The sequence below is a fragment of the Stappia sp. genome (assembly GCF_040110915.1).
In the GTDB taxonomy this organism is placed as follows: domain Bacteria; phylum Pseudomonadota; class Alphaproteobacteria; order Rhizobiales; family Stappiaceae; genus Stappia.
The window spans coordinates 1,997,066-2,019,573 of the sequence record NZ_CP157793.1 but is presented as its reverse complement, the minus strand read 5'-3'; the positions used below and the strand labels follow the sequence as shown (position 1 = coordinate 2,019,573).

Annotated in this window: 21 protein-coding genes and 1 pseudogene; 13 read left to right on the top strand and 9 right to left on the bottom strand. The window is 68.2% G+C overall.

What is annotated here, in order from left to right; translation table 11 throughout:
• Window positions 1–109 precede the first annotated feature (109 nt).
• The 5 genes from ABL312_RS08865 to gltX all read left to right on the top strand — a co-directional run bounded on the left by ABL312_RS08865 (window position 110) and on the right by gltX (window position 6,746).
• On the top strand, window positions 110–1,492 hold the full coding sequence (locus ABL312_RS08865) for a class II 3-deoxy-7-phosphoheptulonate synthase (protein ID WP_349361015.1): 1,383 nt from the start codon (window positions 110–112) through the stop codon (window positions 1,490–1,492).
• Window positions 1,493–1,682: 190 nt separating this feature from the next.
• Window positions 1,683–2,204: a response regulator gene (locus ABL312_RS08860; protein WP_349361014.1), complete on the top strand. Its 522-nt coding sequence runs from the start codon at window positions 1,683–1,685 to the stop codon at window positions 2,202–2,204.
• Between the two features lie 86 nt (window positions 2,205–2,290).
• Window positions 2,291–3,979 carry an NAD+ synthase gene (locus tag ABL312_RS08855; RefSeq protein ID WP_349361013.1) on the top strand — a complete coding sequence of 563 codons (1,689 nt, stop codon included), beginning with the start codon at window positions 2,291–2,293 and terminating at the stop codon, window positions 3,977–3,979.
• 86 nt (window positions 3,980–4,065) lie between these two features.
• Window positions 4,066–5,283 (top strand): MFS transporter, encoded by a 1,218-nt coding sequence (locus ABL312_RS08850; protein ID WP_349361012.1) that lies wholly within the window; start codon window positions 4,066–4,068, stop codon window positions 5,281–5,283.
• Between the two features lie 89 nt (window positions 5,284–5,372).
• A complete protein-coding gene (gltX, locus tag ABL312_RS08845) occupies window positions 5,373–6,746 on the top strand; it encodes a glutamate--tRNA ligase (RefSeq protein ID WP_349361011.1) in 1,374 nt (457 codons plus the stop codon).
• Here the strand turns inward: gltX and ABL312_RS08840 are convergent.
• Entirely contained in the window at window positions 6,709–7,962 is a 1,254-nt protein-coding gene (locus ABL312_RS08840) for a DUF2865 domain-containing protein (RefSeq protein WP_349361010.1), read from the bottom strand. The genes gltX and ABL312_RS08840 overlap by 38 nt on opposite strands.
• Before the next feature lie 189 nt (window positions 7,963–8,151).
• Window positions 8,152–8,676, bottom strand: a complete 525-nt coding sequence (locus tag ABL312_RS08835) for a MarR family transcriptional regulator (RefSeq protein WP_349361009.1) — start codon at window positions 8,674–8,676, stop codon at window positions 8,152–8,154.
• Window positions 8,677–8,927: 251 nt separating this feature from the next.
• On the opposite strand from ABL312_RS08835, the gene ABL312_RS08830 reads away from it, so the two are divergent.
• Window positions 8,928–9,281, top strand: coding sequence for a hypothetical protein (locus ABL312_RS08830; RefSeq protein ID WP_349361008.1), 354 nt, complete (start codon window positions 8,928–8,930; stop codon window positions 9,279–9,281).
• Window positions 9,282–9,354: 73 nt separating this feature from the next.
• On the top strand, window positions 9,355–9,879 hold the full coding sequence (locus ABL312_RS08825; protein ID WP_349361007.1) for a CreA family protein: 525 nt from the start codon (window positions 9,355–9,357) through the stop codon (window positions 9,877–9,879).
• Between the two features lie 140 nt (window positions 9,880–10,019).
• Here ABL312_RS08825 and ABL312_RS08820 read toward each other — a convergent pair whose 3' ends face one another.
• Complete coding sequence (locus tag ABL312_RS08820; RefSeq protein ID WP_349361006.1) at window positions 10,020–10,355, bottom strand: metalloregulator ArsR/SmtB family transcription factor; 336 nt, start codon at window positions 10,353–10,355, stop codon at window positions 10,020–10,022.
• Between the two features lie 252 nt (window positions 10,356–10,607).
• Complete coding sequence (locus ABL312_RS08815) at window positions 10,608–10,826, bottom strand: hypothetical protein (protein WP_349361005.1); 219 nt, start codon at window positions 10,824–10,826, stop codon at window positions 10,608–10,610.
• A 379-nt stretch (window positions 10,827–11,205) separates the two neighbouring features.
• Here ABL312_RS08815 and cysS point away from each other — a divergent pair, with 379 nt between their 5' ends.
• The 3 genes from cysS (at window position 11,206) to rarD (ending at window position 15,304) form a co-directional block, all read left to right on the top strand.
• Window positions 11,206–12,642: a cysteine--tRNA ligase gene (cysS, locus tag ABL312_RS08810; RefSeq protein ID WP_349361004.1), complete on the top strand. Its 1,437-nt coding sequence runs from the start codon at window positions 11,206–11,208 to the stop codon at window positions 12,640–12,642.
• Between the two features lie 129 nt (window positions 12,643–12,771).
• On the top strand, window positions 12,772–14,364 hold the full coding sequence (gene cimA / locus ABL312_RS08805) for a citramalate synthase (RefSeq protein WP_349361003.1): 1,593 nt from the start codon (window positions 12,772–12,774) through the stop codon (window positions 14,362–14,364).
• 31 nt (window positions 14,365–14,395) lie between these two features.
• Window positions 14,396–15,304 carry an EamA family transporter RarD gene (rarD, locus tag ABL312_RS08800; RefSeq protein ID WP_349361002.1) on the top strand — a complete coding sequence of 303 codons (909 nt, stop codon included), beginning with the start codon at window positions 14,396–14,398 and terminating at the stop codon, window positions 15,302–15,304.
• Between the two features lie 70 nt (window positions 15,305–15,374).
• Here rarD and tyrS read toward each other — a convergent pair whose 3' ends face one another.
• The 5 genes and pseudogenes from tyrS to rpsF all read right to left on the bottom strand — a co-directional run bounded on the left by tyrS (window position 15,375) and on the right by rpsF (window position 19,677).
• Window positions 15,375–16,628: a tyrosine--tRNA ligase gene (tyrS, locus tag ABL312_RS08795; RefSeq protein ID WP_349361001.1), complete on the bottom strand. Its 1,254-nt coding sequence runs from the start codon at window positions 16,626–16,628 to the stop codon at window positions 15,375–15,377.
• Window positions 16,629–16,975: 347 nt separating this feature from the next.
• Entirely contained in the window at window positions 16,976–18,136 is a 1,161-nt protein-coding gene (gene ampH, locus ABL312_RS08790) for a D-alanyl-D-alanine-carboxypeptidase/endopeptidase AmpH (protein ID WP_349361000.1), read from the bottom strand.
• A gap of 181 nt (window positions 18,137–18,317) precedes the next feature.
• Window positions 18,318–18,917 (bottom strand): 50S ribosomal protein L9, encoded by a 600-nt coding sequence (rplI, locus tag ABL312_RS08785; protein ID WP_349360999.1) that lies wholly within the window; start codon window positions 18,915–18,917, stop codon window positions 18,318–18,320.
• Between the two features lie 135 nt (window positions 18,918–19,052).
• A complete protein-coding gene (gene rpsR / locus ABL312_RS08780) occupies window positions 19,053–19,301 on the bottom strand; it encodes a 30S ribosomal protein S18 (RefSeq protein ID WP_349360998.1) in 249 nt (82 codons plus the stop codon).
• A 12-nt stretch (window positions 19,302–19,313) separates the two neighbouring features.
• Window positions 19,314–19,677 (bottom strand): annotated as a pseudogene (gene rpsF / locus ABL312_RS08775) (30S ribosomal protein S6).
• Between the two features lie 500 nt (window positions 19,678–20,177).
• Here rpsF and fabD point away from each other — a divergent pair.
• From fabD to ABL312_RS08760, 3 genes are all read left to right on the top strand, one after another.
• The gene (fabD, locus tag ABL312_RS08770) at window positions 20,178–21,125 is read left to right on the top strand and encodes an ACP S-malonyltransferase (protein ID WP_349360997.1); all 948 of its coding nucleotides are present in this window, start codon (window positions 20,178–20,180) and stop codon (window positions 21,123–21,125) included.
• A 55-nt stretch (window positions 21,126–21,180) separates the two neighbouring features.
• Window positions 21,181–21,918: a 3-oxoacyl-[acyl-carrier-protein] reductase gene (gene fabG, locus ABL312_RS08765; RefSeq protein ID WP_349360996.1), complete on the top strand. Its 738-nt coding sequence runs from the start codon at window positions 21,181–21,183 to the stop codon at window positions 21,916–21,918.
• A gap of 279 nt (window positions 21,919–22,197) precedes the next feature.
• Window positions 22,198–22,434 (top strand): acyl carrier protein, encoded by a 237-nt coding sequence (locus tag ABL312_RS08760; protein ID WP_349360995.1) that lies wholly within the window; start codon window positions 22,198–22,200, stop codon window positions 22,432–22,434.
• Window positions 22,435–22,508 lie beyond the last annotated feature (74 nt).

Genomic DNA, 22,508 nt, shown 5'->3' with positions numbered 1-22,508 from the left:
GGCACGCGTGTGCCGCAGGTCTTTGAACAAGTCGGCGCCGGAGCGGCGTCGCAACAGGCGCGCCGGCGCGCAAAACTGCCGGTGCATCACGGGTTCGGGAGTTTGAACGATGGCGAAGAACTGGTCACCCGACAGCTGGCGGTCGAAACCGATCGTGCAGGTGCCGGAGTATCGCGACGCGGAGGCGCTCGGCGCCGTGGAGCGACGTCTCGCCGACTTTCCCCCGCTCGTGTTTGCCGGTGAGGCGCGCAAGCTCAAGGCGCAGCTCGCCGATGTGTCGGAGGGGCGCGGCTTCCTCCTGCAGGGCGGCGATTGCGCGGAGAGCTTCGCCGAGCATCATGCCGATCACATCCGCGATTTCTTCACCGTCTTCCTGCAGATGGCGGTGGTGCTGACCTATGCCGCGTCCCAGCCGGTGGTGAAGGTGGGCCGCATCGCCGGCCAGTTCGCCAAGCCGCGCTCCTCGCCCATGGAAAAACAGGGCGACGTGGAGCTGCCGAGCTATCGCGGCGACATCGTCAACGACATCGCCTTCACGCCGGAGGGGCGCGAGCCCGATCCGCAGCGCCAGATCATGGCCTATCGTCAGGCGGCGGCGACGCTGAACCTGCTGCGCGCCTTCGCGCAGGGCGGCTTTGCCAATCTCGACCACGTGCATCGCTGGATGCTGTCCTTCGTCAAGGACAGCCCGCAGAGCCATCGCTATCAGGCGCTCGCCGACCGGATTTCGGAAAGCCTTGAGTTCATGCGTGCCTGCGGCATCGATCCGGACACGGCGCCGCAACTGCGTTCCACCGATTTCTTCACCAGCCACGAGGCACTGCTGCTGGGCTACGAGGAAGCGCTGACGCGCGTCGACAGCACGTCGGGCAACTGGTACGCGACGTCGGGCCACATGCTGTGGATCGGCGACCGCACGCGCCAGCCCGACCATGCGCATGTCGAATACTTCCGTGGCATCGAGAACCCGATCGGCCTCAAGTGCGGTCCCTCGCTCACGCCCGACGGGCTGCTGGAGCTCATCGACACGCTCAATCCGGCGAACGAGGCGGGCCGGCTCACGCTGATCTGCCGCTTCGGCGCCGACAAGGTGTTCGAGCATCTGCCGGCGCTGGTGCGCGCGGTGGAGCGCGAGGGGCGCAAGGTCGTGTGGTCCTGCGATCCCATGCATGGCAACACCGTCACCGCCAGCGGCTACAAGACCCGGCCCTTCGACCGGATCCTGCGCGAGGTGGAGGCCTTTTTCGCCGTCCATCGCGCGGAAGGCACCTATGCCGGCGGCATTCACGTGGAGATGACCGGCAAGAACGTCACCGAATGCACCGGTGGTGCCCGCGCCCTCAAGGCCGAGGATCTGGCCGACCGCTATCACACCCATTGCGACCCGCGCCTCAACGCGGAACAGGCGATCGAGCTGGCGTTCCTGGTGGCGGAGAACGTGCGCAAGGAGCGCGACGCGCGCGGCGAGGCCCGCGAGGCGGCCGTCGGCTGACGCGGCAACATGCCGCAAGTGGATAACCGAAGAGCGCGCTCCGGCGCGCTCTTTTTTTACCTGTTCGGCGCTTTCTGGGCCGCGCAAACCGGCGGGCGGGCACGGGCGGGAGAAATCTTCCTTCCGTAAAGGAAAATTAGCGCCTTTCAGTCTATCGTCGGTCAGGCCAAACGGGAGGGGACCCAGCGGCATGCAACTCGATCTGTCCGACGTGTCGATCCTTGTAATCGACGACAATCATCACATGCGCAGCCTGTTCCGGGCCATTCTGAGCGGCTTCGGGGTGCGGCGGATCTTCGAGGCGGCTGACGGCGCCGACGGCCTGGCGGTGGCGGTGGACCGCCGTCCGGACGTGATCATCTGCGACTGGGTGATGGCGCCGCTCAGCGGCGAGGAGTTTCTCGCGATCCTGCGTGGCGACACCGACGAGCTGGTGGCGACGACGCCGGTGATCATGGTCAGCGCGGATGCCCGCAAGCCGGTGATCCTGCGCGCGCTCGGTCTCGGCATGCACGAATTTCTCGCCAAGCCCGTCTCGCCCGCGCTGCTCTATCAGCGCTTGCTGCGTGTCCTGACGGAGTATCGCCCCTTTGTGCGCCGCGCAGGGTTCTTCGGTCCCGCCCCGCGCGGCGGCGGCGCGCCGGTCGCCGGGGCAGCGATGGCCGCCGGAGGGCACGGCGCTCCTTCGAATTGCGACATGGTCCTGCTCTAGCCTTTCGGTCTGGGCGTTTCCGGCGTCCTTCCGCCACGCGCATGCGAGGGCTGGACCGGCGTGGTGGGGCGCGATAAACCCGCTTCATGACACACGCTTCCTCTCTCGCAGACAGCGGTCGACTGCGTCTTGCCGTCGCCCAGCTCAATCCGACGGTCGGCGACGTCGCAGGCAACCTGGAGCGCGCCCGCGCCGCGCGCGGCGAGGCGGCGGCGCAGGGTGCGGACCTCGTGCTCTTTTCCGAATTGTTCCTGAGCGGCTATCCGCCGGAAGACCTGGTGCTCAAGCCGGCCTTCGTCGCCGCCTGCCGGGCGGCGCTCGACGCGCTGGCCGCCGAGACCGCCGACGGCGGGCCCGGCGTCATCGTCGGTCTGCCGTGGCGCGAGGGCGATCTGCTGCACAATGCGGTCGCGCTGCTCGACGGCGGGCGGATCGAGGGGGTGCGCTTCAAGGTGGATCTGCCCAACTACGGCGAGTTCGACGAAAAGCGCGTGTTCCAGCCGGGGCCTCTGCCCGGGCCGGTCGGCTTTCGCGGCATCCGTCTGGGACTTCCGATCTGCGAGGATGCGTGGAGCGACGAGGTGTGCGAATGCCTCGCCGAGACGGGCGCGGAACTGCTGCTGGTGCCGAACGGCTCACCGTTCTACGCGGGAAAGCCGGACGTGCGCATGCAGGTCATGGTCCAGCGGGTGGTGGAGACCGATCTTCCGCTCGTCTATTGCAATCAGATCGGCGGTCAGGACGAACTGGTCTTCGACGGCGCGTCCTTCGCGCTGCAGGCCGACCGCACGTTGGCCTTCCAGATGCCGGAATTCACGGAAAGCCTGACGGTCACCGACTGGCAGCGCGACGACGCGGGCGTGTGGATCTGCCGGACGGGCGACCGCGCGGCGCTGCCGGATCTCGACGCGGCGCGCTGGAGCGCCTGCGTGCTGGGCCTGCGCGATTATGTCGAGAAGAACGGCTTTCCCGGCGTGATCCTCGGGCTTTCCGGGGGCATCGACAGTGCGGTGGTGGCGGCGATGGCCGTCGATGCGCTGGGGCCCGAGCGGGTGCATTGCGTCATGCTGCCCTACCGCTACACCTCGCGGGAGAGCCTGAGCGACGCCGGGGCCTGCGCCGATGCGCTGGGTCTGCGCTACGACACGGTCGCCATCGCCCCGGCGGTGGAGGGCTTCGAGGCAGCGCTCGCCGATCTCTTCGCCGGCACGGAGGCCGGGGTGACGGAGGAAAACCTGCAGTCGCGCACGCGCGGCACCATCCTGATGGCGATCTCCAACAAGTTCGGCTACATGGTCGCCACCACGGGCAACAAGTCGGAACTCTCGGTCGGCTACGCCACGCTCTACGGCGACATGAACGGCGGCTTCAATCCGATCAAGGACCTCTACAAGACGCAGGTCTATCGGCTTGCCGCCTGGCGCAATGCCCATCGCCCCGAGGGGCTCTTCGGCCCCGAGGGCGAGGTGATCCCCTCGAACATTCTGACGAAGGTGCCGTCGGCCGAGTTGCGCGAGGGCCAGACGGACCAGGATTCGCTGCCGCCCTACGATGTGCTCGACGACATTCTGGAATGCCTGGTGGAAAACGAGATGTCCGTCGGCGACATCGAGGCGCGCGGGCACGATCGCGCGCTCATCCATCGCATCGAGCATCTGCTCTACATCGCTGAATACAAACGCCGTCAGGCCGCGCCGGGCGTGAAGATCACGCGCAAGAACTTCGGTCGCGACCGGCGCTATCCGATCACAAACCGCTTCCGCGACCGCAGCTGATTCCGACGCCGCATGCGCAAGGGCGGCGCCGTTCCCGTGTTCTTTCCCCAAGGCAAAAGCGCAGCCGCCATGCGCGAGGCCCCGTCATGCCGTTCTGGACTTTTGTACGCGACAATGCGCGCTGGCTCGGTGCCGGCCTGCTGCTGACGTTTTTCTCCAGCTTCGGGCAAACCTTCTTCATCTCGCTGATCGCCGGCGATCTGAGAGCCGAGTTCGATCTGTCGCACGGCGACTTCGGCGGGCTCTACATGGCCGCCACGCTTCTGTCCGCCGCTTCCCTCACCGTGATCGGCAAGGTGGTGGACACCCGGCCGCTGGTCGTGGTGGCCGGCGGGGTCGTCGCGGGTCTTGCGCTCTTCACCGCCGCCATGGCGAGCGTCGCGTCGGTGGCGATGCTCTTCGTCGTGCTCTACGGGCTGCGGCTGTTCGGCCAGGGCATGATGACCCATGTGGCCATGACGGCGATGGGCCGCTGGTATGCCGCGCAGCGTGGCCGCGCGGTGTCCATCGCCTCCATCGGCATCCAGATGGGCGAGGCGAGCCTGCCGCTCGTCTTCGTGAGCCTGTCGGCCTGGCTCGGCTGGCGCGGCGCGTGGTGGCTCGGGGTCGCGGTTCTGGTCTGCGTCGCGCTGCCGGCGCTGCTCGCATTGCTGCGCGTCGAGCGCCTGCCGCGCGGCACCGGCGCGCCAGAGGAGGAGGGGGCCGTTCCGCTTCGTCACTGGACGCGCGGCGAGGTGCTGCGCGATCCGGCCTTCTGGGTGATCTCGCTCGGCACGCTGGCGCCGCCCTTCATCGGCACGACGATTTTCTTCCATCAGGTCTATCTGGTGGAACTGCGCGGCTGGACGCTCGCCCATTTCGCCTCCGCCTTCGTCGCCATGTCGGCGATGACGCTCACCTTCGCGCTGATCGCGGGCTGGCTGATCGACAAGGTGACGGCGCTGCGCATCCTGCCGGTCTTCCTGCTGCCGCTGGCGGCGGCCTGCGTAGTGCTGGCGAGCGTCACCCATCCGGCGGCCGCCTTCGCCTTCATGGCGCTGCTCGGCGTCAGCTACGGCTTCAGCTCGACGCTGTTCGGCGCGCTGTGGCCGGAGGTCTATGGCACCCGGCATCTTGGCGCCATTCGCTCCGTCACGGTGGCGCTGATGGTGCTTGCCTCGGCGCTCGGGCCCGGGGTGACGGGATATCTGATCGATCTCGGCGTGGCCTATGAGACCCAGATGCTGGCGATGGCGGGGTATTGCCTTGTCGCCGCCGGCGCGATGACGCTCGCCGCGCGGGCGGTGCGCGCCCGGCAGGCGTGATGCGGTCCCGGGCCGGCGGGAAAATCGCGCGGGGGATCGCCCCGGCGGACGGGATTGCCCGCCGGTCGCGGTCTCGCTAAGACAGGCGCATGAGTGTCACCGTTCGTTTCGCCCCGTCTCCGACGGGCTTTCTTCACATCGGCAATGCCCGCCCGGCCTTGCTGAACTGGCTCTTCGCGCTGCGCCACGGCGGCCGTTTCGTGCTGCGCTACGACGACACCGACCGGGAGCGCTCGACACAGGCGTTCGCCGACGCGATCTCCGGCGATCTCGCCTGGCTCGGCATTGCGCCGCACGAGAGCTTCCGCCAGTCGGAGCGGATCGCGACCTATGACGCGGCCGCCGAGACGCTCAAGGCGGCGGGCCTGCTCTATCCCTGTTACGAGACCGCCGAGGAGCTGGAGCGTCGCCGGTCGCGCGCGCGCGCCCTCGGGCGCCCGCCGGTCTACGACCGCGCCGGGCTGAAACTCACCGACGCCGAGCGTGCCGCCCTCGAGGCGGAGGGGCGGAAGCCGCACTGGCGCTTCCTGCTGCCCAATCACGACGGCGATCCCTTCGAGACGCGGCGCACCGAGCGGTCCTGGAACGATCTGTGCCGGGGACCGCAGAGCGTCGATCTCGCCTCGCTGTCCGATCCGGTGCTGATCCGCGCCGACGGCTCCTATCTCTACACGTTGCCCTCCATCGTCGACGACATCGCCTCCGGCATCACCCATGTCATCCGGGGCGAGGATCACGTGGCGAACACGGCGGTGCAGCTTGCGATCTTCGAGGCGCTCGACGCCGAACCGCCGGTCTTCGCCCATCACAACCTGCTGACCACGGTCTCCGGCGAGGGTCTGTCGAAGCGCAAGGGCGCGCTGTCGCTGCGCTCCCTGCGCGAGGCGGGCTTCGAGCCGATGGCGGTTGCCTCGCTCGCGGTGCTGAGCGGGACACGCCATGCGATCGAGCCGGCCGAGAGCCTCGCGGCGCTCGCCGACATGGTCGAGCTTGCCGATACCTCGCGCTCGGCGGCCAAGTTCAATCCGGAAGATCTCGAGCCGCTCAACGCACGGCTGGTGCATGGCCTGCCGTATGGGGCCGTGGCCGAGCGTCTGGAGGCCATGGGCGTGACGGGGGACGCGGCCGCGCGGGAAGCCTTCTGGGAGGCGGCCAGGGCGAATTGCGCGACCGTGGGCGAGGCGGCGCGCTGGTGGCGGGCGGTGAGCGACCCGCAGGCGCTCCCCGTCGACCCGGAGGATGCCGATTATCTGGCGCTGGCGGCCGAGACGCTGCCGGAGGAGCCTTTCGACTCGGCGACCTGGAGCGCATGGACGTCAGACCTCAAGGCGCGCACGGGGCGCAAGGGGCGGGCCCTGTTCCTGCCGCTCAGAAAGGCGCTCACGGGCGAGACGAGCGGGCCCGATATGGCGGCGCTGCTGCCGCTCATTGGGCGACGAAATAGCGTGGCCCGACTATCCTGACCGGGCGGTCCGGATCCGGGGCGGCGGGCGCTGCCACCGGCGCGATGTCCGCAACGGTGCCACCGCCCGGGACGTCCGGCTCCTGCTCGGGCTGCGTGCCGCCCAGCACGGGCAGGCGCAGCCGGCCGCTGTCGGGCGCATAGCCCAGTTCCAGGTTCATGCGGGTGTCGGGGTCGGCGCCATCCGGGGCGCGGCCCGCGGGGGGATCTTCCTCCTGCGATGACCTGTCCTGCGATGAACTGGCGGCGAGGCTGCTGCGCAGCGCCTCGACGCCGAGACCGCCGCCGGGTTTGGTGTCGCGCAGCTTGGCGACGGCCGCCGCGTCGCCGCTGCGGATCAGGCTTGCCATGGTCTGGCCCTGGCCGTCGCGCGGCTGGCAGCTGCAGTCCGGGACGAATTTGCTTCGGAAGGTGTAGGCGTTCGCAAGCTCGCCATAGGGCATACCGTCTAGGGAGACGAGGTTCTCCGCCGTTTCGCCCGGATTGCGATGCACGAAGAGCTGGGCCTCGGCGCCGGGGCACATGGACCGGCAGATCGCCGCGTCGCGCCCGAAACCCTTTTGCGTGGTGGAGAAGCTGACCGGAAAATAGAAGCCGTCGCAGGTGCGCACGCACATGGTGCGGAAGGTCGGGCCGCTGCTGCGGCGCGGCGTGGATTGCGCCGGGGTGATGCGCACGCGCGACCGACCGTCGTCGGTCTCCTGGATGGCCACGGGTTCGGCCATATCGCGCCGGCCGATGCCGAAGAGCGCCAGCAGCCCGCCGCCGCGTTGCGTGTCCGCCCGGGTCTCGGTCCGGCGTGGCGCGTCGCAGCCCTGGCGGGCGAGCGCGCGGGTGAGTTGCGCCTTGCGTCTGGTGTCGGCGGGGCGGGCGTGGCGGTCGCGCTGGCGCTCGATCTTGGCGAGATTGGCCGCCATGCGCTTGATCTTGGTCGTCAGCGCCGGGCAGGAACCGCTCGCCGGCGCCGAGGCGCAGCCGAGATGGCGGGCGTCGCGCCGCGCCAGCGACAGGGCGCGTTGCTGCTTGTCCGCCGCCGTCGCCCATTTGCGATAGGTGGCCGACTGGCCGCCGCCCGCCGAAACGCGCTGAAGCTCCGCGCGCAGCGCCTCGCAGGTCGCCGCGCGCGCCGGTGAGGCTGCAAGGGCGCCCGCGAGAACAGCCGCCGCCGCCAGTGCCGTCAGCGCTCCTCGGCGCCACAGTCCGTCCGGTCCCGCCATGTCTGATCCGTTTGCCGTCGACGCCTGCGCGCCGTGTCCGCCGTCCCGATGGCCCGCGGCGCGGCGCAAGCCCAGGCTGTCCCGTTTTCGGGTTCTCGCCATGCAAAACTATGACCGAGAGCGGGCCCGGGGCACAATCGAAGCTTCGGATTTTAGTAAACTCGTGCTGAATCCGCCGGCGGACCGTCGTCAGCGCCGGGCGGTGCTCAGGTCGGCGTTCAGATCGGCGGCGCGCAGGGTCAGGCGTTCGATCAGACCGTCGAGTGTCGCGCGCTCGCCCTCCGTCAGCCCGCCCAGCAGCGCCTCGACGAAGTCGCGCGCCTCCGGCACCAACGCCTCGTAGATGTCGCGGCCCTGTCGCGTGAGTTCCAGAAAGCTCTCCCGCAGGTCCGCCGCGTTGGCGTTGCGGACGATCAGTCGGCGGCTCTCCAGCGCGGCCGCCGCGCGCGATACCTTGGTCTTGTGCATGCGGCTGTGCAGACCGATGTCCTTCGCCGTCATGGTGCCGAATTGCCCGAGCGTCGCCAGGATCCGCCATTCGGGAACCGCGATTCCGTAGCGCCGCCGGTAGACGCCGGCCAGTCCCTGGCTGACGGTCTCCGCAAGCACGTTGAGCCGGTAGGGGAGGAAGCTCTCCAGCTCGAGCAGCGCGGGCGGCGCCGGCGAGGGTGCCGATGCTGCAGTGGCGGAGCGTTCGGTCGGATGGGGCGGCATCGTGGGAATCCCTTGTCGAATATGGACCCTTGTCGAAATTGCAATCGAGGCGCGAATGCCTGCGAGTGTAACCGCTGACGCTGGGGCAGCGCAAACCGGAAGGTGTCCGTCGGGCGACGCGGCGACTTGCGCGCGCGGGGCGGGCGTGGCACGACAGGGCGCTTGAAGGGGGCGCCGTCAGGGGACGCTGTCGGGGGGCTGCTGTCGGGGGCGACGTTCAAGAAACAAGGCTCGAGAGGATTGGTCCGTTCATGTCCACCGCGCGCAGTGAAACCCCGCCGCAAAGTGCCGCTCTCGTCTGGCTCACGCTGACGCATGTGTTCGTGTTGCCGCTCGCCGGCGCCTTTCTGCCGAACCTTTTTCTGGGCCTCGGCGGCACGCTCGGTCTCGACGCGCAGGGCGCCATGCTGGCGCTCGCGGGGCTGCTGGCCGTTGCGATCGTCGTCCTGCATCTCGGCATATGGCGCATCGCCCGCCGCGAGGGCCATCGTCCCATGGCCACACTCGCGCTGCTTCTGGGCGGCGTGAGCCTTGTTACGCTGTATCTCTTCGCCACGCCGTCGCCGCTGGTCGCCGGCGTGCGCTACGTCATGGTGCTGGTGTGAGGCGCCCCGCGCCCGCCTGGACCCCATTCCCGACTGAAACCCATTCCCGCCCGAAACCCTGGGGGAGCCTGACATGACCCGCCTTTTCCGCCATGCCGTGACCGTGGCCGCCGTGCTTTCGGCGCTGGTGGCGGCGCCCGTTGCCGCCGACGAGGGCGAGCCGGACCTCATCTTCAAGAAATCGACGGTCTGGAAGATGCTCACCCCCGATCACAAGCTCGCGACCTATGCGATCGACGATCCGCTGGTCGAGGGTGTCGCCTGCCATTTCACCGTGCCCGAAAAGGGCGGTGTGTCGGGGCTGCTCGGCGTGGCGGAAGAGGTGTCGGATATCTCGCTCGCCTGCCGTCAGGTCGGACCGGTCGCTTTCAAGGAAAGCTTCGAGCAGGGCGACGAGGTGTTTCGCCAGCGCCGGTCCTTCATGTTCAAGAAGATGCGGATCGTGCGCGGTTGCGACGTCAAGCGCAATGTGCTGGTCTATCTCGTCTATTCGGACAAGATCATCGAGGGCAGCCCGAAGAACTCGACCTCGACGGTGCCGATCATGCCCTGGGGCGATGCGGCGGCCCCGCGCTGCGGCGATTTTCTGGAGGACTAGGCGCTTCGCAGGATCGGGCTCTCCCGAACTCCGCCGCCCGCTGTCGATGTCGGTTGGCGTTTCGGGAAATCCGCCTGGTTCTCATCCGCCAAGAGCGCATTCGGCCAGGTTTGCTTCGACGGAGGACGAGCGGCCTCGGCTCAGTCGGCGTGGGCGACGCGCTCCATTTCCTTCATTTCGGCCGGGGACGGGCAGAAGTGCTTTTGCAGCAGCGCGAGCACGTCCTGCGCGATTTCGCTGTCGAGCGAATAGAAGATCGTGGTGCCGTCGCGGCGGGTCCGCACCATGCCTTGCGCGCGCAGAAGGGCCAGCTGCTGCGACACGGTCGGCATGCGCATGCCCGTACGTTCGGCCAGTTCGCCGACGCTGGTCTCCCCGTTGGCCATGTGGCACAGGAGCATCAGACGCGGTGCGGAGGCCAGCATCTTGAGGAAGCCGGCCGCGTCCTCCGCCTTTTCCTGAAGCCCGTCGATCATTCTGCTCCTCCTCGAAAAGATTGGCCCCTCGAAAAGATCGGCCGGGTGGGCGGCTCGCAATTCTTGTCGGGTCAACAAGTTGTTTTCAGTATCCGGCCCGAACTGTCGTACGGGATGTCACCTCGAATCGAACATGCTTCGGCCGCCTGCGCAAGCTCTTGCGTAGCTTTCTATTAGAATCGATGGCGCGCGCCGGCGCAAGGCTCCCGCCAAGGTCATCCACGCGCTTCGGTTTTTTCCTCGCCGGGCCGGTCACCGCGGGGCGGTGAGGCAACTCGCGTCGAGCCAGCAGGCGACGGGTGCCTGTGCGCCATTGCTGGCCGTCTGCGCGGTGCGGTCGCCGAGGAGCACGAAGCCGGCGACCGGGGCGAGCATCGCGGTCGCGAGGAGGAGGGCCGCGGCGAGGGTACGCAGCGTGGCGAGCGGGCTCGTGTGGGCAGGGGCGGCGTGGAGGGCGGTGTTGGCGGTCATCTCAGGCTCCGATACGCGAACTGGTGAAGCTGACGCGATCCTGCCACCGGCCGGCTGAACCGGCTCTGAGCCTGTCTTTTATCCGCCGTTCAGATTGGTGAATGCGCGCTCCGACAGGGCGTCGGGCGCCTGCGCCCGTCGTCCGCCGCGGGTGCAGACGTCACGAAACGGCGGGGAAACGCGGGAAATGCGGACTTGACCGGATGCGGGAAACGGGTCAGAACCATGGGGATGACCACGGCCAAGCGGACTGAGATTTCGATCCTCATTATTTGCAGCTAGCGACGAAGCTGGCTGTGGCCGTTCCCTCATGCGCGATGCTCCTCCCACGCGGAGATGAGACGGACGCCCCGGCCAGCCGGCCAGGAGACGCCCGATCATGCCTATTTCGCCTTCCCTGAAGCTTACGAACACGCTGACGCGCGCGAAGGAGCCCTTTGTTCCCGAGGACGAGGCCAATGTGCGCATGTATGTCTGCGGGCCGACGGTCTATGACTATGCCCATATCGGCAACGCCCGGCCGGTGGTCGTGTTCGACGTGCTTTTCCGCCTGCTGCGCCGTCTCTACGGCGCGAACCACGTCACCTATGTGCGCAACATCACGGACGTCGACGACAAGATCAACGCGCGCGCCGCGCAGGAGGGCGTGTCGATCCGCGACCTGACGGAACGCACCGCCGCGCAGTTCCAGGCCGACATGCATGCGCTCGGCGCGCTCGATCCGAGCGTCGAGCCGCGCGCCACCGAGCACATCGAGGACATGAAGGCGATGATCGAGACGCTCGTCGCCGGCGGTCATGCCTATGTGGCCGAGGGGCATGTGCTGTTCGATGTCGGCTCGATGGCGGATTACGGCAAGCTCTCGGGCCGGTCGGTGGAGGACATGCAGGCCGGGGCAAGGGTCGAGGTCGCGCCCTACAAGAAGGACCCGATGGACTTCGTGCTGTGGAAGCCGTCCAAGCCCGGCGAGCCCGGCTGGCCGAGCCCCTGCGGCATCGCGGGCGACGGGCGTCCGGGCTGGCACATCGAGTGCTCCGCGATGGCCGCGCGCCATCTGGGGCAGACCTTCGACATCCACGGCGGCGGCGTCGATCTGGTGTTTCCCCACCATGAGAACGAGGTCGCGCAGTCGCGCTGCAGCCACGGCACGGCCGTGATGGCGCGCGTCTGGCTGCACAACGGCTTCCTGCAGGTCGAGGGCGAGAAGATGTCGAAGTCGCTCGGCAACTTCATCACCGTTCACGAACTGCTGGAGGAGGAAAAGCTCGGCGGCCGCACCTGGCCGGGGGCCGCGATCCGTCTGGTGCTGCTGATGACCCAGTATCGGCAGCCGCTCGATTTCACGCAAAAGGCACTGGAGGAGGCCGAGGGACTGCTGCAGAAGTGGGACCAGTTGCTGGCGCGCTCCGGCGTGACGGGCCGCACGGATGCGGAGCCGCCCGAGGAGCTGCTGGCGGCGCTGTGCGACGATCTCAACACGCCGCGGGCCATTGCCGCGCTGCACGGGCTCGCCCGCGCGGCGCGCGGCGGCGACGCGGCGGCCGCGCAGGGGCTTGCGGACGCCATCGCCTTTCTGGGCTTCGATCTTGCCGAGGTGCGCGCCCGCAGCGAAGCGGCGAAGGCCGAGGCCGCCGATCCGGAGCTTGCCGCGCGCGTCGAGGCGCTGATCGCCGAACGCAACGCGGCGCGGGCCGCCCGGGACTGGGGCGAGGCGGACCGCATCCGCGATGCGCTGGCGGCCGAGGGAATCGTCTTGAAGGACACGCGCGACAAGGCGACCGGCACCGTCGAGACCACCTGGGAACGCGCGCAGTGAGGCGCGGTTTTCCGCGTCGTGCCGGCGTCCGCTGACCCCATCCGAAACATCACCAAGCCCCTCGGCAACGCACCATCAAGACCTCACCAAGACTGGCCCGAAAGGCCGGCCCCCCAAGGAAAGACAAGCATGACCCGCGAGCGCCTCTACCTGTTCGACACCACTCTGCGCGACGGTGCGCAGACGGCCGGCATCGACTTTTCGGTGGAGGAAAAGATCGTGATCGCCGAGCTCCTGGAGCGGCTCGGTGTCGATTATGTGGAAGGCGGCTATCCGGGCGCGAACCCGACCGACACGGCCTTCTTCGCCGACAAGCGCACCGAGGCGGCGACCTTCACCGCCTTCGGGATGACCAAGCGTGCCGGCCGTTCGGCGGCGAACGATCCGGGTCTGCGTCAGGTGCTCGATTCGGCGGCCGAGGCGATCTGTCTCGTCGCCAAGAGCTGGGACTATCACGTGCGCGTCGCGCTCGGCTGCACCAACGAGGAGAACCTGGACTCGATCCGCGAGAGCGTCGAGGCGGTGCGCGCCAGCGGCCGCGAGGCGATGATCGACTGCGAGCATTTCTTCGACGGCTACAAGGCGAACCCGGACTATGCGCTCGCCTGCGCGAAGACCGCTTATGACGCCGGCGCCCGCTGGGTCGTCTTGTGCGACACCAACGGCGGCACGCTGCCGGGGGAGGTGCGCGAGATCGTGCAGGCGGTGCGCGCCGTCGTGCCGGGCGAGCGTCTCGGCATCCACGCGCATGACGACACGGGCCATGCGGTCGCCAATTCGCTTGCGGCCGTCGAGGCCGGCGTGCGTCAGGTGCAGGGCACGCTCAACGGTATCGGCGAGCGCTGCGGCAACGCCAATCTGGTGACGCTGGTGCCAACACTCATGCTCAAGGCGCCCTTCGCCGACACGCTGGAGCTCAAGACCACGCAGGAGCAGCTCGCCGATCTGACCGGCGTGTCGCGCGCCTTCGACGAGATCATCAACCGCTCGCCCGACCGGCATGCGCCCTATGTCGGGGCCAATGCCTTCGCCACCAAGGCCGGTATTCACGCCTCCGCGATCCTCAAGGAGCCGGAGACCTACGAGCACATTCCGCCGGAGACGGTCGGCAACCGTCGCCGGGTGCTGGTCTCCGACCAGGCCGGCAAGTCGAACCTGATCGGCGAACTCGACCGGCTCGGCATTTCGGTCGACCGGGCCGATCCGCGGCTCGACGCGCTGCTCGCCGACGTCAAGGCACGCGAGGCGCAGGGCTACGCCTATGAGGCGGCGGATGCGTCGTTCGAGTTGCTGGCGCGTCGCCGGCTCGGCGAGGTGCCGACCTACTTCGAGGTCAAATCCTTCCGCGTCATGGTGGAGCGGCGGTTCAATGCGCTCGGCGAGCTGGTCACCGTGTCGGAAGCGGTGGTCAAGCTCGACATCGACGGCGCCCCGCGCATGTCCGTCGCGGAAGGAAACGGCCCGGTCAACGCGCTCGACAACGCGCTCAGGAAGGACCTCGGCCGGCATCAGGACGTCATCGACGAGATGGAGCTGATCGACTTCAAGGTGCGCATCCTCAACGGCGGCACCGACGCGGTCACGCGCGTTCTGGTGGAGAGCCAGAACCGGCGCACGCACAAACGCTGGTTCACCATTGGCGTTTCGGGCAATATCGTGGACGCGTCGTTCCAGGCGCTGATCGATTCCCACACCTACACGCTGCTCAAGGCCGGCGTCTGACCGGCCCGAAGGGCGCGAACGGATTCCAATCATGTCCATGCCCCAGTCTGCCGCGGCCCAAGAGGCCGACCGGCGCCTCGGCCTCTTTTGCGCGGCCTCCGCCTATGCGTTGTGGGGCGTTCTGCCGATCTACTACAAGTTCACCGCCGAGATCGGCGCCGATGTGGTGGTGACCCAGCGCATCGTCTGGTCCGTCGTCTTCCTGGCGATCTTTCTCAAGCTGCGTGGCCGGCTGGGAGAGGTCCGGGCGATCCTCACCGACCGGCGGACCCTGTCCATGCTGACCCTGTCGGCGGGGATCATCTCCATCAACTGGCTGGTGTTCATCTGGGCGGTGACGGAGGCGCGGATCGTGGAGATCAGCTTCGGCTATTTCGCCAATCCGCTGGTGTCGGTCGCCATCGGGCTGATCGTGCTGAAGGAGCGGCTGAGCCGGGGGCAGGCGATCGCCATCGCCATCGCCGCGCTCGCCGTTGCGATCCAGGCGGTGGCGCTCGACGCCTTTCCCTGGGTCTCGCTGGCGCTGGCGGGCACCTTCGCCGCCTATGGCTACCTGCGCAAGACGGTGGCGGTCGGCGCCACGCCGGGGCTGATGGTGGAGGCGATCATCCTGGCGCCGCTGGCGCTCGCCTATCTGGTCTATGCCGGCGCCGCACTCGGTGCCGACGTGATGCCGCTCGACCGGCCGGGGCTGTTTCTGCTGCTCGCCGGCACCGGCGTGGTGACGGCGATCCCGCTGGCGCTCTTTGCCGCCGGCGCGCGGCGTCTTCCGCTGTCGATGATCGGCCTGCTGCAATACATCGCCCCGACGTTGCATCTTGGACTGGCGCTTTTCGTCTACGACGAACAGATCGAGCCGATGCGTCTGGCAACCTTCGCGATGATCTGGGTGTCGCTCGCGATCTTCACCGCCGACGCGCTCAAGCGGCGCGGGCGCTGACGCACAAACGGCGCGGAAGTGACCTTCCGCGCCGTCGTTTCGCAGATGGTGGCAGCCGTCGTGCGGGGGCTCAGACGGGCTTCAGCAGCACGTGTCGCTTCTTGCCGAGCGAGAGCTTGATCACCCCGTCCTCGAGCAGGTCGGCCTCGGTGAGCTGACGCTTGTCGTCCGTTTCCACCGCGTCGTTGACGCGCACGCCGCCGCCCTTGATCTGGCGGCGCACCTCGCCGTTGGAGGCGCACAGGCCGGCGGTCACGAAGGCCGCCAGCACACCCAGTCCCTCCGCGAGCTCGCCGCGCGCGATCTCCACGCTCGGCAGGCCGCCGGCGAGCGCGCCTTCCTCGAAGGCCTTGCGCGCGGTTTCCGCAGCCTCTTCGGCCGCCGCCCGGCCGTGCGCCATGGTCGTCGTCTCGGTGGCGAGGATCTTCTTCGCCTCGTTGATCTCCGACCCGCCAAGCGCGGCGAGGCGGGCGATCTCGTCGAGCGGCAGCGTGGTGAAGAGCTTCAGGAAGCGCTCCACGTCGGCGTCCTCGGTGTTGCGCCAGAACTGCCAGTAGTCGTAGGGCGAGCGCATGTCCGGGTTGAGCCAGACCGCGCCGTCCGCCGTCTTGCCCATCTTCGCGCCCGAAGCGGTGGTGAGCAGCGGCGTTGTCAGCGCGAAGAGCTCGACATTCTCCATCCGGCGGCCGAGGTCGACGCCCGACAGGATGTTGCCCCACTGGTCCGAACCGCCCATCTGCACGCGGCAGCCGGTGCGGCGGAACAGCTCGACGAAGTCGTAGCCCTGCAGCAGCATGTAGTTGAACTCCAGGAACGACATGTGCTGCTCGCGCTCCAGCCGGATGCGCACCGCGTCGCGCTGGATCATCTGGTTGACCGAGAAGTGCTTGCCGACGTCGCGCAGGAAGTCGACGTACTTCAGGTCGAGCAGCCAGTCGGCGTTGTCGAGCATCAGCGCGTCCTTCGACCCCTCGCCGAAGGTCAGGAACCGGTCGAACACCTTGCGGATGCCGGCCTTGTTCGCCTCGATCTGCGCGTCGTCCAGGAAGGGGCGCGCGGTGTCGCGGAACGACGGGTCGCCGATCCGGGTCGTGCCGCCGCCCATCAGCGCGATGGGGCGGTGGCCCGTCTTCTGCATCCAGTGCAGCATCATGATCTGGACGAGCGAACCGACATGCAGGCTGGTGGCCGTGCAGTCGAAGCCGATATAGGCGGTGACCGTCTCGGACCGATACAGATCGTCGAGCCCGTCCGGGTTCGAGATCTGATGGATGAAGCCCCGCTCCTGGAGGGTCTTCAAGAACTCCGATTTGAAAACGGTCATTGTCTTCCGTGTCCGCTGTGATGTGTGAAAAGGACCTTCGCGGGCGCCATGCGCTGACCTTGCCGCGGCGGGAGAACGCAGCGGGGGACGCAGCGGGGCGCCGGGAAGGCGCGCCCCTCATAGCCGATTGCCGCGCCAAGATCACGGGGGAAATCGCCCGCGCCGGGCTGCCATGCGTCGCCGAGGCCGGTGGGCCCCGCAAAAGGTCGCGGCAAAAAAAACGGCCGGGGGAACCGGCCGTGTGCAGTTTTGCGGGTCGAGACCGGCCGCCGCGAGCGACCGGTGTCGACCGTTCGGGTAGCAAAGCGACGTGACGGCGCCGTGACACTGTCCGCCGCGGAGAGGGATCAGTCGCCGCTCAGGCTTGCCAGAAAGGCGTTGGCGAACTCCGTCATCATGCCGGCGGCGGCGAAATCATACTGGTTCATGGACACGAAGACAGCCGTGCCGCGCTCCGGCGCGAAGGCGAGATAGGACATCTGTCCCTGCAGCGCGCCGGCCTTTTGCAGCACGAAGGGGCGTTCGCCGGTGGCGTTCATGGCGACCCATCCGAGGCCCATCGCGTCCATGCGTCCGGATTCGTCCATGTTCAGCACCGCGTTCAGGCCCTCGCGTTGCACATAGACGCCATGGTCGAGAAAGCGGACTTCCGCGTCTTCCGCGTCTTCCGTGTCGTCCGCGAGGTGCCATGCCATCCAGCGCAGCAGGTCGTTGGCGGTGGTGCGCAAACCGCCCGAGCCGACGATGACGTCGCCCGTCGGCGCATCGGGCAGGGGCTCTCCGTCGAAGCCGTGGCCGGACATCGCCCGGGCCTTCATGTCGTCGCTCAGGTCGAAGCGCGTGTCCGCCATGCCGCGCGGACCGGCGATGCGCTCCCGCAGGAGGTCGGGGTAGGGCGCGCCGCCGGCGGTGGAGAGCGCCGTCGACAGGAGGTCGAAGCCGAAATTGGAATAGGCCATGGCGCGGCCGGGCGGGAAGAGCAGGTCGCTCTCCTCCAGCCAGTCGGCGAAGGCATCGAGGGTGATGGGGCCAAAGGGATCGGCGGGGGTGCCCTCGGGGTGCGGCACCTCGCGCGGCAGGCCGCCGGCGTGGGTGGCGAGGTCGATCAGGCGGATCGGCGCGTGCCGGCCGGCGGCGTCTGCGAGCCGTCCCGGCAGCAGCGGTGCCACGGGGGCGGTGAAGGCGGTCTCGCCGCGGGCGACCGCATGGGCCAGCATTTCGCCGGTGAAGACCTTGGTGATCGAGCCGACGCGCAGAACCGTGTCGCCGTCGGGCACGATGCCATTGCCGGCGCGGGTCTCGCCGAAGCCCGCCACCGCGCTCTCGCCGCCGCGGATCGCGCCGAACACGATGCCGGGGGCCCCGCTTTGCAGGTGGAAGATCTGGCCGTTGAAGGCGACGGCGTCCTCCAGCAGCGGATCGGCCCCGGCCGGGGCAGGGCCGACGAGCGCCAGCGCGCAAAGGGCGAGGCCAGCCGACAGGCGCGCAGGAGACGAAACACGGAACATGATCAAGGCCTTCCTCCGATCGATCGGGAGATCCGACTGCGGGGTGCGACGCTCGCCCCCGTTCCTCAACCGGATGTAGCAGGCGCCTCGCCCGGGCGCGCGCCTTTTCGTGCCGAAACGAAAAAACCCCGCCGTTTCCGGCGGGGTCGATCTTCGATGCGCGAGCGATGCGAAGCCTGGATCAGGCCCGCTCCTCGCCCTCTTCGGCCTCGGCGGACGCCTCGCCGTCGCCGGCCTCTTCGTCGCCCTCGTCCTCGTCTTCGTCCTCTTCGAACTCGAAGGTGTCGAAGTCGCGGGTGGTGAGATCCTCACCCTTCGCCTGACGCTCGGCTTCGTCGTTCGAGCGGGCGATGTTGAGGGTGATCTCGACCTCGACTTCCGGGTGAAGCAGGACGATCACGGTGTGCAGGCCGATGGTCTTGAGCGGCTTGTCGAGACGGACCTGCGAGCGCAGCGCGCTGAAGCCGCCTTCGGTGAGCGCCTCGGCGATGTCGCGGGTCGACACCGAGCCGTAGAGCTGACCGGTCTCGCCGGCCTGACGAATGAGCACGAAGCTCTTGCCGTCGAGCGACTTGGCGACGCCCTCGGCCTCGCTCTTGCGCTCCAGGTTGCGGGCCTCGAGCTGGGCACGCTCGGTCTCGAAGCGGGCCAGGTTGGCCTTGCTGGCGCGCAGCGCCTTGCCCTGCGGCAGCAGGTAGTTGCGCGCGTAGCCGTCCTTGACCTTCACGACTTCGCCCATCTGGCCGAGCTTGTTCACGCGCTCCAGAAGAATGATCTGCATGGTGTCTGTCCTTGTCGTCTGTCCCGCGCCGCGTCCGGCGGTGCGGTTAGGGGCGGATCCTTGCCCGGCCCCAGCCGATGTGGAAAACGCGATCCGGAGATCGCGTTCTCGTTTAATCAACGTGCCTGCGCGATCTTACTTGATCACGTAGGGCAGCAGACCCAGGAAGCGGGCGCGCTTGATGGCGCGGGCCAGCTCGCGCTGCTTCTTCGCCGACACGGCCGTGATGCGGCTCGGGACGATCTTGCCGCGCTCGGAGATGTAGCGCTGCAGCAGGCGGATGTCCTTGTAGTCGATCTTCGGCGCGTTGGCGCCGGAGAACGGGCAGGTCTTGCGGCGGCGGAAGAAGGGGCGCCGCGTCGGAAGCTGTGCGATATCGACCATTGCGTGCTCTCCTTAGTTGTCGCCGCGGCGGCCGCCGCGATCACCACGGTCGCCACGATCACCGCGGTCGCCGCGATCCCCACGATCGCCGCGCTCACCGCGTCCGCCACGACCCCGACGGTCGTCGCGATCGCGCTTCTGCATCATCGCGGACGGCTCGTCCTCATGCGCCTCGACCTTCAGCGTCATGAAGCGCAGGATGTCCTCGTTGAGGCGCATCTGGCGTTCCATCTCCGCAATCGCCGCCGGCGAAGCGTCGAGGTTCATCAGCGTGTAATGCGCCTTGCGGTTCTTGTTGATGGCGCAGGCCCCAGTTCTCGACCTTGCCGACGCTGCCGTCCTGCTGTTCGATCAGAGCCTTGTACTGCTCGACCATCTGCTCGACCTGCTGGGCCGAGACGTCCTGGCGTGCCAGGAACACATGCTCGTAAAGCGGCATGAGATGTGCCTTTCTTCAGGTTGCGGTTCCGAAACCCGGCGCTAAGCCTCTTCGAGCCTTCAAGAAAGGCGGATCGAAGCAACTTCGAAGGCGGAGACACGGGAAGACGGGCCTGTGAGGAACGCGGCGGCTTTCGTCATCGGATCGACGCCACTTCGTCCCGTACCCTGCCGCCGACCCCGCGCATGCGGATCCGGCGACCTTCCGTTCAGCCCCCGGCCAGAGTTCCGAACGAAGTCGCGCTTATACACCGTTTTGCCGTGTCCGCAAGGCGGAGGGCGGCGGCGCGCGCGGATTTTTTTCGTTGCCGCCTTGACATCCCGCCGTCACCCCGTGTCATTGCGCGCAAGTTTCGCCGTGGCCGAGCGCGCCCGGCCGGCGGTGGTCCGCCGCGCTGTCGCGAACCCGTGCCGACACTCGATACTGAGGATCCTGACATGAGCATCGCATTCACCTTCCCCGGACAGGGCAGCCAGGCCGTCGGCATGGGCAAGGCGCTGGCCGAGCGCTTCGCGGAAGCCCGCGCGGTCTTCGAGGAGGTGGACGAAGCGCTCGGGCAGAAGCTCTCCGACATCATGTGGAACGGTCCGGAAGCCGATCTGACGCTGACGGCCAACGCCCAGCCGGCGCTGATGGCGGTGAGCCTCGCCACCATGCGCGCGGCCGAGGCGCGGGGCCTCGATCTGAAGGCTTCCGTCGCCTATGTGGCGGGCCATTCGCTCGGCGAATACTCCGCGCTCGCCGCCGCCGGCGCGCTTTCGGTCGGCGATGCGGCGCGCCTGCTGCGCATTCGCGGCGAAGCGATGCAGAAAGCTGTTCCCGTCGGCGAGGGCGCCATGGCGGCGTTGCTCGGCCTCGACTTCGACGCGGCCGTGAAGGTCGCCGAGGAAGCGGCCGGCGGCGAGGTCTGCCAGGCGGCCAACGACAACGCGCCCGGCCAGGTCGTCGTGTCGGGCACCAAGGCCGCCGTCGAGCGGGCGATCGAGATCGCAAAGGCGCATGGCGCGCGCCGTGCCGTGCTGCTGCCGGTCAGCGCGCCGTTCCATTGCGCGCTGATGGCGCCGGCCGCAGACGTGATGGCCGGTGCGCTCGCCGAGGTCGATTTCGCCGCGCCGGCGGTGCCGCTCGTCGCCAATGTGCTCGCCGCGCCGATCTCCGATCCGGCCGAGATCCGCCAGCGGCTGGTGGAACAGGTCACCGGCACGGTGCGCTGGCGCGAGTCGGTCGCCTGGATGGCCGACAACGGCGTGGAGACCGTTTATGAGATCGGAACCGGCAAGGTGCTGACCGGCATGGTGCGGCGCATCGCCAAGGATCTGACCGGGGTGGCCGTCAACACGCCGGAGGATATCGACGCGCTGGTCGGCGCCCTCGCCGGCGACTGAGGTCCGCACATCCCCGTTAATCGTCCGCACGTCCGAAACAAGGAATGATGTCCGCATGTTCGATCTGACTTCGAAAACCGCGCTGGTGACCGGCGCGACCGGGGGCCTCGGCGAGGCCATCGCCCGCACGCTGCACCGCCAGGGCGCCACCGTCGCGCTGTCCGGCACGCGGGCGGAAAAGCTCGAGGCGCTGGCCGCCGATCTCGGCGAACGCGTCCATGTGGTCCCGGCCAACCTGATGGATCGGGCGTCCGTCGACGCCCTGGTCCCGGCCGCCGAGGAGGCGATGGGCCCGCTCGACATTCTCGTCAATAACGCCGGCATCACCCGCGACAACCTCTTCGTGCGCATGAAGGACGAGGAGTGGGATCAGGTTCTGGAAGTCAATCTGACCGCCGCCTTCCGCCTGTCCCGGGCCGCCGCCAAGGGCATGATGCGGCGCCGCTCGGGCCGGATCATCGGCATTGCGTCGGTCGTCGGCGTCACCGGCAACGCCGGCCAGGCCAACTATGCCGCCGCAAAGGCCGGCATGATCGGCATGGCCAAGTCGCTCGCCCGCGAGGTTGCCGCGCGCAACGTCACGGTCAACACGATCGCGCCGGGTTTCATCGAAACGCCGATGACCGACGCGCTCAACGACAAGCAGCGGGAATCGATCCTCGGCGGCGTTCCCGCGGGCCGTCTCGGGCGGGCCGAGGAAATCGCCGCCGCCGCACTCTATCTGGCGAGCGACGAAGCGGGCTATGTCACCGGCGAGACGCTTCACGTCAATGGTGGCATGGCCATGATCTAAAAGGGGAAAATCCTTCGTTCCGAAGGCCTTCCCCAGCGCTTTCCAGGGTGGCCCGCGCGACTGGTCAAGCCCTGGAAAGTGTGTTACGAACCCGCCGGCCAGCAGACCCGTTCACGAAGTTCGGCGCTCGGGCATTGCTGAACCGGCGAGGGCGGTACCACCGTCCCGCATCGGTGCGGGCTGGTACCCCATTCACCGCGTTCCGTTGATCGGGTACGAGGTACGGCGCAGAGCGCTGAATCAAGCGACTTACTGTTGGAAGCAATCGAGGAATCAGAAATGAGCGACATCGCGGATCGGGTAAAGAAGATCGTCGTCGAACATCTTGGCGTGGACGCCGAGAAGGTCACCCTGGAGGCGAGCTTCATCGACGACCTGGGCGCGGACAGCCTCGACACGGTCGAGCTGGTCATGGCCTTCGAGGAAGAATTCGGCGTGGAAATTCCGGACGATGCGGCGGAGACCATCCTCACGGTGGGCGACGCGGTGAAGTTCCTGGAAAAGAGCGCCAGCTGATCCGGTTCGTCGTGCGGCGGATGGCGCAAGCGCGCTCCGTCGCACGCGACCGTTCGGCCACGGCGCGCGGAAAA